Origin of the sequence: Pedobacter steynii (assembly GCF_900103665.1) — a bacterium.
Classification (GTDB): domain Bacteria; phylum Bacteroidota; class Bacteroidia; order Sphingobacteriales; family Sphingobacteriaceae; genus Pedobacter; species Pedobacter steynii.
The window spans coordinates 330,964-345,621 of the sequence record NZ_FNGY01000006.1; the positions used below are offsets into that span (position 1 = coordinate 330,964).

At 41.9% G+C, this 14,658-nt stretch carries 12 protein-coding genes and 1 pseudogene; 11 read left to right on the plus strand and 2 right to left on the minus strand.

Annotated features, from left to right (window positions below; genetic code table 11):
- Nucleotides 1–25: 25 nt before the first annotated feature.
- Nucleotides 26–1,660, plus strand: a complete 1,635-nt coding sequence (locus BLQ87_RS18310) for an ABC-F family ATP-binding cassette domain-containing protein (protein WP_074609617.1) — start codon at nt 26–28, stop codon at nt 1,658–1,660.
- 41 nt (nt 1,661–1,701) lie between these two features.
- Here the strand turns inward: BLQ87_RS18310 and BLQ87_RS18315 are convergent, their stop codons facing one another.
- Nucleotides 1,702–2,784, minus strand: a complete 1,083-nt coding sequence (locus tag BLQ87_RS18315) for an alpha/beta fold hydrolase (protein WP_245723880.1) — start codon at nt 2,782–2,784, stop codon at nt 1,702–1,704.
- Between the two features lie 159 nt (nt 2,785–2,943).
- Between BLQ87_RS18315 and BLQ87_RS18320 the strand changes: the two genes are divergently transcribed.
- From BLQ87_RS18320 to BLQ87_RS18355, 9 genes are all read left to right on the plus strand, one after another.
- Nucleotides 2,944–4,329, plus strand: a complete 1,386-nt coding sequence (locus BLQ87_RS18320) for an MFS transporter (RefSeq protein ID WP_216857796.1) — start codon at nt 2,944–2,946, stop codon at nt 4,327–4,329.
- Nucleotides 4,330–4,458: 129 nt separating this feature from the next.
- Nucleotides 4,459–5,019, plus strand: a complete 561-nt coding sequence (locus BLQ87_RS18325) for an RNA polymerase sigma factor (RefSeq protein ID WP_074609622.1) — start codon at nt 4,459–4,461, stop codon at nt 5,017–5,019.
- Between the two features lie 71 nt (nt 5,020–5,090).
- A complete protein-coding gene (locus tag BLQ87_RS18330) occupies nt 5,091–6,227 on the plus strand; it encodes a FecR family protein (protein WP_074609624.1) in 1,137 nt (378 codons plus the stop codon).
- A gap of 293 nt (nt 6,228–6,520) precedes the next feature.
- Nucleotides 6,521–10,102 carry a TonB-dependent receptor gene (locus tag BLQ87_RS18335; RefSeq protein ID WP_172664863.1) on the plus strand — a complete coding sequence of 1,194 codons (3,582 nt, stop codon included), beginning with the start codon at nt 6,521–6,523 and terminating at the stop codon, nt 10,100–10,102.
- Between the two features lie 22 nt (nt 10,103–10,124).
- Complete coding sequence (locus BLQ87_RS18340; RefSeq protein ID WP_216857797.1) at nt 10,125–11,546, plus strand: RagB/SusD family nutrient uptake outer membrane protein; 1,422 nt, start codon at nt 10,125–10,127, stop codon at nt 11,544–11,546.
- A 9-nt stretch (nt 11,547–11,555) separates the two neighbouring features.
- Nucleotides 11,556–11,711: a hypothetical protein gene (locus BLQ87_RS33980; protein WP_216857798.1), complete on the plus strand. Its 156-nt coding sequence runs from the start codon at nt 11,556–11,558 to the stop codon at nt 11,709–11,711.
- Nucleotides 11,712–11,908: 197 nt separating this feature from the next.
- A complete protein-coding gene (locus BLQ87_RS18345; protein ID WP_074609628.1) occupies nt 11,909–12,601 on the plus strand; it encodes a helix-turn-helix transcriptional regulator in 693 nt (230 codons plus the stop codon).
- Between the two features lie 75 nt (nt 12,602–12,676).
- Nucleotides 12,677–13,090, plus strand: coding sequence for a DUF1761 domain-containing protein (locus BLQ87_RS18350; RefSeq protein WP_074609631.1), 414 nt, complete (start codon nt 12,677–12,679; stop codon nt 13,088–13,090).
- Nucleotides 13,091–13,100: 10 nt separating this feature from the next.
- Nucleotides 13,101–13,682, plus strand: coding sequence for a YdeI/OmpD-associated family protein (locus BLQ87_RS18355; protein ID WP_074609633.1), 582 nt, complete (start codon nt 13,101–13,103; stop codon nt 13,680–13,682).
- A gap of 76 nt (nt 13,683–13,758) precedes the next feature.
- Here the strand turns inward: BLQ87_RS18355 and BLQ87_RS33555 are convergent.
- A pseudogene (locus tag BLQ87_RS33555) lies at nt 13,759–13,992 on the minus strand (hypothetical protein); the annotation flags it as partial.
- A gap of 261 nt (nt 13,993–14,253) precedes the next feature.
- Between BLQ87_RS33555 and BLQ87_RS18360 the strand changes: the two are divergent.
- Nucleotides 14,254–14,637: a DUF4180 domain-containing protein gene (locus tag BLQ87_RS18360; protein WP_245723881.1), complete on the plus strand. Its 384-nt coding sequence runs from the start codon at nt 14,254–14,256 to the stop codon at nt 14,635–14,637.
- Nucleotides 14,638–14,658 lie beyond the last annotated feature (21 nt).

Below are 14,658 nucleotides of genomic sequence, written 5' to 3' on the forward strand. Positions count from 1 at the left end.
GCCAATAACTCAATATTTCCATACTGTGATTAATGTAAATAACATCTCCGTTTCATTTGGCGGAACTACGCTGTTTAGCGACGTAACCTTTTCGATAAACGAGAACGATAAGATCGCCCTGATGGGCAAGAATGGCGCAGGCAAGTCGACCATCCTGAAGATCATTGCCGATGCGGCTAAACCTACTTCTGGTAATGTAACCGGTCCAAAGGATGCGGTAATCGCATATTTGCCACAGCATTTCCTCACTGAGGATAAGGTGACCGTTTTTGAAGAAACGATGAAAGCTTTTCAAGAGGTAAACCAGATGCAAAAAGAACTTGATGAGCTAAATGAGCAGCTTACTATTCGTACCGATTACGAAAGTGATGATTACATGAAGCTGATCGAACGTGTGTCGGAACTGAGCGAAAAGTTTTATTCGATTGAAGAGGTCAATTATGATGCAGAGGTAGAAAAGGTGCTAAAAGGCTTAGGTTTCGAACGCAAGGACTTTACCCGCCAGACGGCTGAATTTTCGGGCGGATGGCGCATGCGAATTGAGTTGGCTAAAATTCTGTTAAAGAAACCCGATCTCATCTTACTTGATGAGCCTACCAACCACATGGATATCGAGAGTATTCAATGGCTGGAAGATTTCCTGATCAACTCGGCAAAGGCGGTTATGGTGATCTCACACGACCGTGCTTTTGTAGATAACATTACCAATCGTACCATTGAGGTTACCATGGGTAGAATATACGATTACAAAGCTAAATACACGCATTATCTCCAGTTGCGTGCTGACCGCCGTGTGCACCAGCTGAAAGCCTACGAGGAACAACAACGTTTTATTGCAGATAACCAGGAATTCATAGACCGGTTTAGAGGAACTTACTCCAAAACCTTACAAGTGCAATCGCGCGTGAAAATGCTCGAAAAACTCGAAGTTATTGAGATCGATGAAGTCGATACTTCGGCATTACGATTGAAATTTCCACCATCGCCACGCTCTGGTCAATATCCGGTAATTGTAGAAGAACTGACTAAAACTTATGGCGATCATGTCGTGTTCCAAAAAGCATCTATGGTGATCAAACTGGGTGAAAAGGTGGCATTTGTTGGTAAAAATGGTGAAGGTAAGTCGACGATGATCAAAGCGATCATGAATGAGATTGATTTTGAAGGAAGTTTGAAAGTAGGTCACAATGCTAAGATTGGATACTTCGCCCAAAATCAGGCCGCATTGCTTGACGAGAACTTAACGGTATTCGAAACCATTAACCAGATTCCATTAAGCGATGGTAGCATAAAAATAAAAGACCTTTTGGGTGCCTTTATGTTCAGTGGAGATGATACCACGAAAAAAGTTAAAGTACTTTCCGGAGGAGAGAAAACCCGTTTAGCGATGATCAAGTTGCTGTTAGAACCTGTAAACTTGTTAATACTGGATGAGCCTACCAACCATTTGGACATGAAGACCAAAGACATTATCAAAGATGCGCTTAGGGATTTTGATGGTACTTTGATCCTGGTATCCCATGATCGGGATTTCCTGGATGGGTTGGCAGAAAAAGTATTCGAATTTGGTAATAAACGTGTTCGTGAGCACTTTGAGGACATCAAAGGATTCCTGGCCTATAAGAAAATGGATAGCTTAAAAGAAATCGAACAAAGCTAAAAATATGGCAGGGAAAGACTTTTGGTTTGGAGCACCTATCTTCAAAAGTCTTTCCTTTCCATTATATGCTTTATTCTTCTTAAAAAATCACTCTGCTGGTCGACAAAAGGATAATGAGCGCAATTGTGGATGATATGGAATTTGTTTTTACCGACAATTTTCTGCAGATCTGATACTTGTTTGGGCGAGAAAATGCCATCATCCGCTCCATAAACAGCAAACAGTTTTACACCCTTATTTGATAAGCCTTTTAAAATAGGCTTTGTATCAATATTCACACGGGATTCATTTTTATAAAATAAAACTGGTGCCTGATCATTACGTATGTTGGACTTCGAAAATTCACCAGCCTCATATTCTTTATTCACCCTTATTGATTCTTCCGTAGGCCGGGGCATTTTAAAATAGCCAAAACGAGCAGCAATCTGGTAAGTTAGGAGGCGATACTCCGCCCCGCGTTTATCCAGGGTGTTTATATAATGTATCTTGTTAAAGGATGCTGAATCATTTTGCGCTATTGCCTTTTTTGCCCCGGTGTGAAGTATATGATTATAACTTTCCTGCTGTGCGAAAAGAGCACCTACCAAGATCAGACGTTCTACTTTTTCCGGGTATTGATTTGCAAATAAGGTTGAGACAATTCCACCGAAACTGTGGCCTATTAGATTCACCTTTTTTAGTCCATATTGCTCAATTAGTTGGTTGAGATCATTAAATGCTTCCTTAAAGGTGAGTTTGGCTGAGGTGTCTATCGAACGGCCTTCAGCTCTTCTGTCGTATGCTATTACAAAGAAACCCATGTCTGCCAATCTTTGTGCGGTCGTACCTTCAAATAGGGTTGCATTCCCTCTTGGGCCGCCGTGTATAAAAATCAATGAGGGGTTTTTACGATCTCCGTAGGCTTTAGAATATAAAGTTTGAGCAAATAGCGAGGGTAAACAAGTACATACAATAAGTGCGACTGTTATAAATATCTTTTTAGCAAGCATAAAATGTGGGGCATAAATTCTATTTAGAACATGAGGTATTAAACATGCAAACAGAAGAAATAGCTCGGTTTTTATGGTAGGTAACCGATCTTCAAAAATAGAAATAAACTCATGAAAACCTATTCCTTTTTGCATTTCTCCCGCACAATTTTAGGTATGTCCTATTCAACTTCATTCCTGTCCTAACATCAGGATTACCATTCAAATTACTTTTGTGAGGTAAAACACATATTATTAAAAATAACCGGTATGCATGACGAAGTTATTCCTGAAAAAGTAGAAGATATCTCTTCAGTGCGATGGGTTCTGATCAGCCTTTCTCTTTCCATATTGCTTTCCTCGTTAAGTACCAGTATTGCCAACGTTGCATTGCCGACACTGGTACTGGAATTCAATGCTTCTTTCCAGGAGGTTCAGTGGGTTGTGCTGGCCTATCTTCTTGCTATTACAACAATGATTGTCAGTGTTGGGAAACTTGGCGATACCATAGGCCGTAAGCGATTGTTGTTATTCGGACTATTTTTGTTCACATTGGCTTCGGTTTTATGTGGCGTGGTATCTTCGCTTTCCCTGCTGATCGTCTTTCGTACGGCACAGGGGCTTGGTGCTGCTATTATGATGGCACTTTCGCTTGCCTTTGTTAGTGAAATGGTACCGAAAGAAAAATTTGGCCAAACGATGGGGTTATTAGGAACGATGTCGGCAATTGGAACTGCTTTAGGCCCATCCCTTGCTGGTTTTTTGATCGCTGGAATGAGTTGGCGGTTGATTTTTCTTATTAATCTGCCTATAGGCATGCTTGCCTTTTTCCTGGTTAGTCGCTATCTGCCTGCTGATCGCCAGCGGATGAAGATCGGAGGGCTTGGTTTTGATTATATGGGCACGCTGCTACTCGCATTAACGCTTGCCGCATATGCGCTTGCTATGACGACAGGACATGGCCACTACGGTCTGTTTAATGTCGTTTTACTCTCGATTGCCATTTTTGGAGCCATACTATTTGTATGGACTCAGCGGAAAGTTGCAAGGCCATTAATTCAGTTGTCTGTTTTTCAAAGTCCGGTATGGAACGCTGCGCTGATCATGAACATATTGGTTTCGACAGTAATGATGGCCACGTTGGTGATCGGGCCTTTCTATCTCTCCTCTGCTTTGGGACTCAGTCAGGCATCTGTTGGAATGGTGATGTCGGTTGGTCCGGTTGTATCTATACTGAGTGGTGTTCCCGCCGGTCGTATTGTTGACCATTGGGGGGCAGGTTTGTCGGTTATCATCGGACTGATCCTGATGGCTGCTGGTTCATTTATGCTATCTGCTTTTTCAGGGGTATTCGGGATTGCAGGGTACATCGCTGCTATCGCCATTTTAACCCCTGGTTATCAATTGTTCCAGGCAGCGAATAGCACTTCGGTAATGACGGATGTTCTCCCAGGGCAACAGGGGGTAATGTCTGGTCTACTTAACTTGTCGCGCAATCTTGGACTGATCACCGGCGCTTCGGTTATGGGAGCCGTATTTTTTCTTGCATCCGGGGCAAATGAAATGAAGTCAGCCAGTGCTGATGCCATTCTTACCGGTATGCAGATTACCTTTGCAGTTGCAGGAACACTGGTGGTCTTTGCTTTAGCGATTGCGATATATCGTTCGAAACTTTTTAATGCGGTCATACAGGAACTTTAGGCAGCTGCTTTGTGCCGGTTTCTGAGAACCCGGTCCGTTGTTCATCGGAACATAATCAATGATTTTGATTTGCCTTTATCTTAGATCTGAGGAAATTACATTATTATTGCTACAAAAAAAGAGGTAGGTATGGGGCAATTGTCAGGCATGAGCGATGATGAACTTCTGGAAGCATTTCAGTCAGGAGATCAGAAAGCTTATAAGCAGATATACGACCGTTACTGGCAGCTGCTGTACCGCCATTCCTGTAGCATGATGAGAAACGACGAAGAAGCAAAAGATGTCGTACAGGAAGTATTTACCACATTGTGGATGAAAAAGACAGAAATCAGGCCACCTGTTGCCGGTTTTTTGTATACCGCCAGCAGGAACAGGATTCTGAACCGGTTGAAGCACTTGAAAATTGAAGCAAGGTACGCCGAGCAGCGCAAGGCTGTTTTGGAAAATCCGGGAGTAGTCTTGCCGGATCAGCAGGTTATCGAACGCGATTTTGCAAGACTGATTGAAGCAGGTATTCAAAGTCTTCCACCAAAAATGCGGCGGATATTTGAGCTGAGCAGAAAGGAATTTAAAACACATCAGGAGATTTCTGAAGAATTGAATATCTCTTCTTTGACGGTTAAACGGCAAGTTAGTAACGCATTGAGTATACTGAAGGATAAACTTCATGTTTTTTTTACATTTTTTTAATTTTCATCTGCATCCTGGGTCCTTCTGAGTTGTTATATACATGAACAACCGTAGAAAGCTATTGATGATCGATGGATAAATTAGACGAGAAACAAGAAGAACTGCTTAGAAAATACCAGGATGGTACCTGTAGTCCTGAGGAGACTGTTGCAGTCCGGTACTTGTATAATCTGGCATCAGCATCAACAGAAGAGGTTCCCGCCAGGGAGAACGACGAACAGGTTGGAGCGGAAATCTGGAGCAGGCTTCCGGCTGGGAAAAAAAGCCATAGGTTAACTATTTTCAGAGCAATTTCAGCAGCGGCGGCAGTCATCATCATGATGGGTACCGGCTACTTATGGGTACAGAATAAAACGGCTGTTCCAAATGAGCAACAGGTGCATCATGACATTGCTCCGGGGAAAAATTCAGCCACGCTCACTTTAGCAAATGGTAAAAAAATAGTACTCACAAGTGATGTAAAGGGCGAGCTGGCCACCGAATCCGGGGTAAGCATTACTAAAGCTGCCGACGGACAATTGATCTATGAAATAAAGGATCAGCAAAACTCGGATCCAAAAGCTGTAAATCAGCTTTCTACCAGCAGAGGAGAGTCTTACCAGCTTCGTTTACCCGATGGAACTATGGTTTGGCTGAATGCGGCCTCTTCCATTACTTATCCTGTATCTTTTTCAAATGCATCATCTCGTGAGGTGAAGCTTGCCGGAGAGGCTTATTTTGAGGTCGCCAAAGACAAAAAACATCCCTTTCTTGTCACTACCATTCAGCAGCAAATCCGTGTTTTAGGTACAGAATTTAATGTGAACGCCTATCCGGACGAGCCGGAGATCAAGACCACCTTACTCGAAGGAGCTATAAAGTTAAGCCTGGAGGAGGGATCTCAAAACCGCATTTTAAAACCGGGCGAACAGGCCACTTTGGCCGGAACACAACTTTCTGTGTCGACAGTGGATGTGGAACAGGCGATAGACTGGAAAAACGGAGATTTTGTCTTCCAGTCGGAGCCCTTAACGTCTCTGATGAGACGCGTTTCCAGGTGGTATAACGTATCCGTTATTTATGCGAATGGCGTAGATAAAGAAGGCACATTTACCGGGAAGGTATCGAGAAACCAACCTGTTTCTGTCTTGCTGAAAGCATTACAGTCGGCCGGATTAAAATTTGAGGTCATCGGCAATAAAATCATCGTAAAAAATCAATCAACATAACTTTAACCAAACCCTAAACAAATGAAAAAACCATACAAAAAAGATCCTTAAGCCCCGGCAAAATAAGTTAAATGATGGCCGAAAGTGTACCACCACTTCCGGCCCGTGTTTCAGCTTATCCACGAGCCCCGGAAATCCCGGGTAATTCATAACAATTGATTAATGAACTGATGTAGGTTGCCCTGAAACTTTTGAGGTGCAGGCAACTAACTGATTAAACACGATGTAAATATATGATATTTTACACCAAAAGCCTATCTAGGCCATTGGCCGCTATTGCCAAAATTTCACTGATGATGAACCCTGTTTTCAGGAGACTCAGTGAGGTAAATAAAAACAAATGGATCATGCGAATTAAACTGATTGTCGTATTGTTAACTTCCGCCATTCTACAGGTAAGTGCTGCTACTTATGGTCAGAATGTAACCCTTAAGCACGATAGGGTAAAGTTAGCCACGGTATTGAATGAGATTAGAAAACAGACTGGTGTTGATTTTGTATTTAGCGATAAGATTATTGCTGCAGCGAGACCAGTCAGCATCAATGTAGCCAATGTGAGCCTCGAAGCTGCATTGGAAGAATGTTTTAAAAACCAGCCGGTCACTTTTACGATTGACCACAAAATGGTCACCATAGAGAAGAGGCCGGTTTCCTTTCTGGGAATGGACCAGCTGATTATCGCAAGACTAACCGGTACGGTAAAGGATACAGATGGACTCCCTTTACCGGGAGCATCGATTGCCATCAAAGGCACTTCAAAACATGTCATTACGGATGCAGAAGGTAAGTTTGTATTGGACGGAGCACAGAAGGGCGATCTTATTGTGATCACCTATGTGGGCTTTGTTCCGCAGGAAATTGTCTGGAATGGCGAAGGGCCGCTGAATGTGAAACTGGCAAGTACTGTTCAGGGGCTGGACGATGTCATTGTGGTGGCCTATGGAACGGCTAAAAAATCGACTTTTACCGGCTCTGTTGCCGTGGTAGGTGCCGATAAATTGTCAAAAATTGCAGGTTCAGGTTTTGCAGAAGCATTGCAGGGAATGGGAAGCGGAGTCAATGTAACCAATAATGAAGGTAATCCGGGTGGCGATACCCGTATCCAGATCCGCGGGATCGCCTCTATGAGTGGGGCTTCCAAACCATTATATGTGGTAGATGGAATGCCTTATGACGGACAATTGAATTCCATTTCGCCAAGTGACATCGAGTCGATCTCTGTATTAAAAGATGCTGCTGCTTCTTCACTTTATGGGTCACGTGCCGCAAATGGTGTCGTAATGATCACGACAAAAAAAGGAAAATCTTCTAAACCTCAGATTAATTTCCGTTCTGCCTGGGGAACATCAGACAATGCGGTTGGAAATCCGGTTAAAGCGAATCCTTCTGAGCAGTTGCTGTATACCTGGGAAGGGATGTATAATGATCAGTTTTACAAATACGGAATGACCAAGGCCAAGGCCGGAGATTGGGCTTCGGGCAACGTGCTGGGCAAAATATTAAAAGCGGTGAACAATTCTGCTGGTCAGCCAAGCTATGTATCTCCTTTTAAGCACATCAATGAAAATTATGTATTGCACGATGGTAATGGTAATCCTTACCTGAATCCTAACCTGCAAATGGTATGGGATCCATCAGACTATGATGTTAATGACGCGGTATATTCACGTAAGCTGCGTCAGGATTATGGCCTGGACATCAGCGGAGCGAGCAGCGATGGTAAGACCAATTACCTGTTCTCAGGTTCTTATCTTGATGATAAGGGTTTTGCCAGCAACCAGTATTTTAAACGTTATACGTTCAGGACAAATGTGACTACACAGGCGACCGACTGGTTGCAGTTGGGTGGAAATATCGCTTACAGTGGTTCAAGACAAAATAGTTCGGGTTCTATGCGTGCACAAATCTTTACCACAACGATGTCATCGCCATGGTTAAGAAATACAGACAATACAGACTGGGTTTATTCAGAAAAAACAGGTAAAAGGATGTTTGACTATGGTTCATATGTCAACAATTTCTTTGGTATCCATCCATTGAATAATGGTGGTGATTACTGGAATAATCCGAACGATGAGGATTTCAATAATAATCAGCGCAACATGATTTCTACGCGCTTTTTTGCCAATGTTAAATTACCTTTTGACCTGAACTTCAGATCCAGTTTAGGGATAGACAATAACAGTACCAAGCAATTTTTATACGGTTCGGCTGTTCATGGATCCGGACAGATGGCACCATACGGACTTACCGTACTTACTTCAGGTGGTAATGCCACCCGTAACAATACGGATGTTACTTCTCTGACCTGGAACAACCTGTTAACCTGGAACAAAAAGTTTGGAGATCATAGCTTCAGCGCTTTGGCGGGGCAGGAATTGTACAATAACAACCTTTTGTACAATAATGCTTACGGTGAGGGAATCATGCAGATCGGACAATTTGAATTGAACTCAACCACCAAAAACTGGAGCAATGGATCGTATAGAGACCGTTTTGCCCTATTCTCCTATTTAGGGAAAGTGGATTACAACTTCCAGGATAAGTATTATCTGTCGGCCTCTTATCGGGCAGATGGTTCTTCCCGTTTTCATCCGGATAACCGCTGGGGTAGTTTCTTTTCCGCAGGAGCTTCATGGAGAATTTCTAACGAGAATTTTATCAAAGACGTAGATTGGATCAATAACTTATCGCTTCGTGGAAGTTATGGTACCAATGGAAACGATAAACTGACCACGAGAAATGCAGATGGTAGTCCTGGTGGTGAAATACTATACGCTTACGAGGGCGTATACGAAGATGATCCTATGTATGGGAATCCAGGATTACGTCCTTCAGCTCTTGCTACACCAAACCTGAAATGGGAGAGCAACAAGCAGCTGAATGTAGCCCTTGATTTTACCATTTTTAAAGGCATTACCGGATCGGTAGAATATTATACACGTAATTCATCCGGATTATTGTTCCAAAAAACCCTGCCTTTGTCTGCACAAGCTGGTTCTGTTGTGGGGTTAAATACTAATTTAGGAAATATCCGTAATAGTGGTATTGAGGTTGCTTTGGGTGCAGAGCTGATTCGCAGCAAAGATTTTAGCTGGAAGATTGATGCAAACATCTCTACTTTAAAAAATGAAGTAACCTACCTGCCTGCCGGAGCATTCACGTTCTCTAACCGTGTTGCAACCTATAAACTGGAAGAAGGACATTCTATTTATGACTTCTTCATGGTGAAAAATGCCGGTGTTAATCCTGACAATGGAAATATGCGTTACTGGGTTCAGGATGGTTCGGGAGGTTGGAAAACCACAGAGAACTATGCCGACGTAACTACAAAGGATTATCAATATGGAGGTTCTGCACTTCCTAAAGCCTATGGAGCAGTGACTAATAGTTTTGATTGGGCCGGATTTGACCTTTCGTTTATGTTTTACTACTCTTTGGGTGGAAGGATGTTTGACTATGGATACATTGAGCGTACCGCATTACGTGGCGGGGTTGGAGTGATTCCGGATCTGGTACAGGACAGGTGGAAAAATCCGGGCGACCAGGCGACGTTTCCAAAATGGTCTAACGACAATTACTCAGATACCCGGAGAGGTTCAGACTTCTATGTATTCAGCAACAGTTTCCTTCGTCTTAGAAACCTGACTCTGGGCTTTACACTACCTAAGGGAATTAGTAAAAAACTGGGTATGTCATCTGCCAGAATTTATCTTGCCGGAAATAACCTGTTGACCTTCGGAGCGGCGAAAAACCGTTATTCAGATCCGGAAACAGGGGTGCTGGGAAATAATTATAACGGTAATGCCGATACGGATAATGGTGTTCAGGGTTCAAGAAGAATCTATATGGGCGGTATCCAGGTCTCATTTTAATAATATAAAAGATACGATAACGATGAAAAGAATATATAAAACAGTCCTGTTTCTGGCAATACCGGTCTTGATGACAGGCTTTGCTGGTTGTAAAAAATTCCTGGACACAAAATCGTCTACCGCTACCTCGGACGGGGCGGTGCTTAAGAATGTTACCCAGCTGAATATGGTGCTGAATTCGGCATATAAAAAGCTGTATTTTAATAATGGGGGAGCAGACCGGGCTTATTCGGGACTGGCTGGTTTACAGATGTATGTAGACCTTGGCGGTGCTGATATCCTTAGCCATACCAATATGGGGGGGAACCAGGTTACTTCTTATACTTTTGAGCCTACCAGAACACAGATTACCGGAAATTCGGATGCGATATGGTCAATGATGTATAAAACGATCAACCAGGTAAATGCCATTATCACTGCGCTGCCAAATGCAGATGGTGGTGCTGAAGAAAAGGCACAAATCATGGGACAGGCTAAGGCCATTCGTGGGGTATGCTATTTTCACCTGATCCAAAATTATCAGCAGACCTATGTACTGGCTAAAAATAAGCCAGGCGTAATATTGAGGTTATCGGCTAATGACCCGGTGAGCATGCCGCGCTCTTCTGTGGAAGCCTGCTATCAGCAGATTCTGGCTGATCTCAGGGATGCGAAAGCTTTACTGGCGAATTTTCAACGTCAGAACAAATGGACGATTGATAAAAATGTCATCTCAGGACAGCTGGCCAGGGTATATCTGGTGATGAACGACTGGCCAAATGCACTTGCTGAAGCCACAACTGCTTACAATGCTTATAGTCAATTAATGACCCGCGAACAATACCGTAGTGGTTTTGACAAAGTGATCAGCAATGCCTACCCGGAAATCATGTGGGCCATGAAATATACCGAAACAGATAATATAGGTGGAAGCACACAGTTTAATTTATGGTACAATCAGGATGAGAAATATGGTGAAGGTTTTACAGACGGACCTATTTACGCCTTCCTGAGTTTCTTTGCCGATGGAAAGTACGAGCAGCTGTTTGAAAAAACAGAAGACAGGTATCAATTTTGGAAACGTACAAAGAATGCTTCTCAGGAATGGTCTACAAAATGGGCCTACGACAAGTACAAACATTATGGCGATGCCAATGGCGCGGTACAGGGAAATACCCGTCCTGAAGTTTCGCTGATGCGTGGTTCAGAGATGTTACTCATCATGGCTGAAGCTGCTGCCCATTCAGGTGGAGATGCACTTACCTACCTGAACCGTTTACAAAGGGCCAGAGGAGTTACAGCGGTCACTACTGCAGCTGCCGGACCGGGACTGCTGGAGGCCATTTACGTAGAAAGACGCAAGGAGTTACTTTGTGAAGGTGTGACGGGTTTTTATGACCTGTTGCGTTTGCAAAAGCCATTGCTCCGTTATCAGGAAACTGCTACTTACCGTGAAGGACATTAAACCTGGGGTGTGAATCAATTGAATGGTTATGTTGCTTCTTCGGCTCAACCTACAGGCACTTTGCCGTCTAATGATTACCGCTTTATCTGTCAGATTCCACAATTGGAAATGACCAACAATGAGGCGCTTAAGACGAGTGATCAGAATCCTTTTTCCGGTCAATAGGACGTTTAGCTTATATTTTAGCAACAACTGATTTGATATTTTTGCAGCTGCCCGGTTTACAGATAACCGGGCAGCTTTTTTTATGTGCGCCTTGGTAGTAGGAAGCGTGAACTCTTCTTTGAACCATTGAAAATAATTTACATCTTCGATATCACGAGGTAGACACATTGAATCTGAAGCGCTGAAAAATTTGAATAATGAATGATAACGATACGAAACGACTTTCAAGGCTGACTGCAATTTTAACACAATTGCAAACAAAAAGACTTTTGACAGCAGCAGAGTTGGCAAACAGGTTTTCGGTAAGTACCAGGACAATTTACAGAGACATCAAGGCATTGGAACAGGCAGGGGTTCCGGTTTTGACGGAAGAAGGAAAAGGTTATACCTTAATGGAAGGATACAGAATTCCCCCTGTTATGTTTACCGAAAAGCAAGCGAATGCTTTAATCCTTGCAGAACAATTGGTGTTAAAGAATAAAGACGCTTCTTTTGTCGAAGACTATCTGGAAGCGATCAATAAAATTAAAGCCGTTTTAGGGAATAATGTAAAAAACAAAGCAGAGTTACTTACCGAACGAACCCGGTTTAGTCAAAATGTTAACAGTGAAAGAAATAGCAATAACCTATCTGATTTGCAGTTTGCCCTTACAAATTTTTATCTGGTTGGAATCGAATATACCAATGAAGCGGGTAAAAGCACAGATAGACTGATTGAGCCTTTTGCGATATTAAGTACACAAGAAAACTGGCTATTGGTTGCATGGTGCCGTTTACGCAATGAGTTTCGGTATTTTCGTTTAGACCGGATTAAAAAACTGGAAATCCTAGCCGAAAAGTTCAGCGCCCATAAAATGACCTTGCAGGAATATTTTGACAAGCATTATTAATTTCTTACTACCCTTGACATAGGGTTGTCTTTCGGCTGATTTAGATTTGTGACATCATTTAAAAAAAACAACCTTATGATTAGTCAGTTCGCAAACTTAAATTGGATCAGTGTTTTACTCGCATTTGTGGCCTATTTTTTCCTCGGAGCCTTATGGTTCACCTTGCTTTTTAACAAGCAGTACAAAATTTCTTTAGGGCGTGATCATGAGACGTTGCCCAACAAAACTATTTTTATTGCGGGACCTGCACTTTGTACGCTGGTAATTACAATTGTGACTGCAGTTTTGATTTATGCTTTAAATATTCAGTCTTTTGGAGCGGCGCTGGAGCTTTCTTTAATTGTTGGTGTTGGGTATTTGTTTGCCAACACGGTCAACATTGCAATCAACCCAAATATTCCCCGGCCAATCCTCTATGGAATTATAAGCGGCACTTATCATTTGGTGGGAATTCTGATTGCAGGTATTATTTTAATTGCAATGAAATAGGGAAATCCCGATGGAAAAAGAAGCTATAGAAACTTTTTGTCCGGCAAGCCAGCAAGATTGGAGACAATGGTTGAAAGAAAACCATAGTTCAAAACAATCTGTCTGGCTTGTTTATTATAAAAAGAGATGTAATGTTCCAACAATAAATTACAGTGACGCTGTTGATGAAGCCCTTTGTTTTGGCTGGATAGACAGCACAAAAAAATCCCTCGATGAGGATATGTTTATGCAGTTTTTCTGTAAGCGGAAACCGAACAGTGTCTGGTCAAAAATTAACAAGGGAAAGGTGGGGCGATTAATTAATAAGGGGCTGATGACTAAGGCTGGTTTTGATCGTATTGAAATTGCAAAACAAAATGGTTCCTGGGAAATTTTAGACGACGTAGAAGAATTGAATATACCGGAAGACCTGATTAAAGAACTCGATCACAAACCAGGTTCAAAAGAATATTTTCTAGGTTTAAGCAAGTCTGTCAGAAAAAGCATTTTGCAATGGCTTGTTCTTGCCAGGCGATCGGAAACCCGGCAAAAGAGAATTGCCGAAATAGCTGAACTTGCTGCCAAAAAAATGAAACCTAAACAGTTTGGATAAAAAGAGAAGAGATGAATAAGAAAAGAGGGCCTTCAGAACACTTTTTAAAGGCACTCTTTTTTAGCATCAGTTCAGATTAATGTAGTTGGGGAGGGTAACCGCAATCTGATGCCGAACCACCTTCAGGGAAAGAGTCTACACCAGGTATAGCGCCATCCGCACATAATGTTCTACAGGAATGCTTCGATTTTACAGCACCGGTATAACAGAAACAATTACAACCAACAGGGTCGATTGGGCCTCCGCCCATTACATGTTTCAAATCTTTTCTTGATAACTTTTGAACCTCTTTTAAATTTCTCATAGTATTTTTTTTAAGTTTTTAAATTCGGCTACGGATCAATGTAGGCTTAGATTAAATATAACAATTGTAATCGACAATTGATTAATTGTAACTAAATAATTAAACAAGATTATATCTTTTGTGTATCTATTTGTTTAATTGTTATCTGATTTTCATGTAATGCGCTGATGTTTGCTGCATTTTGTTTTAAATTTCGCCATATTTTTATGAAATTTGGTATGTTCAAAGTGATGTAGATTTACGCAAAAAGGTAATACACAATTATTGATGAATAATTATAAGAATGAAACTATGAATATTGTGACACACGAACAAGGTGCAATTAAGATCGCTGAAGTCATTTCTGATGGGATTTTAATCGGCAACGTAGAAGATGGATTGCAATTAATGGGCGATCTTTATTATCAGGGCTATGACAAGATTATCATTTATGAAACAAACCTCACACCTGATTTTTTCGATCTGAAAACCCGTCTTGCAGGAGAAGTTCTTCAGAAATTCTCTAACTACAGGGTGCAATTGGTCATCATTGGTGAATTCAGTAAATACCCTGGAAAGAGTATCCGGGACTTTATTTATGAAAGCAATAAAGGTAAAATCGTTAATTTTCTGCCAACAATTGCTGTAGCAAAAGACAAACTCTTCTGTTAAGGATTTTCAAATTCTTTGTCA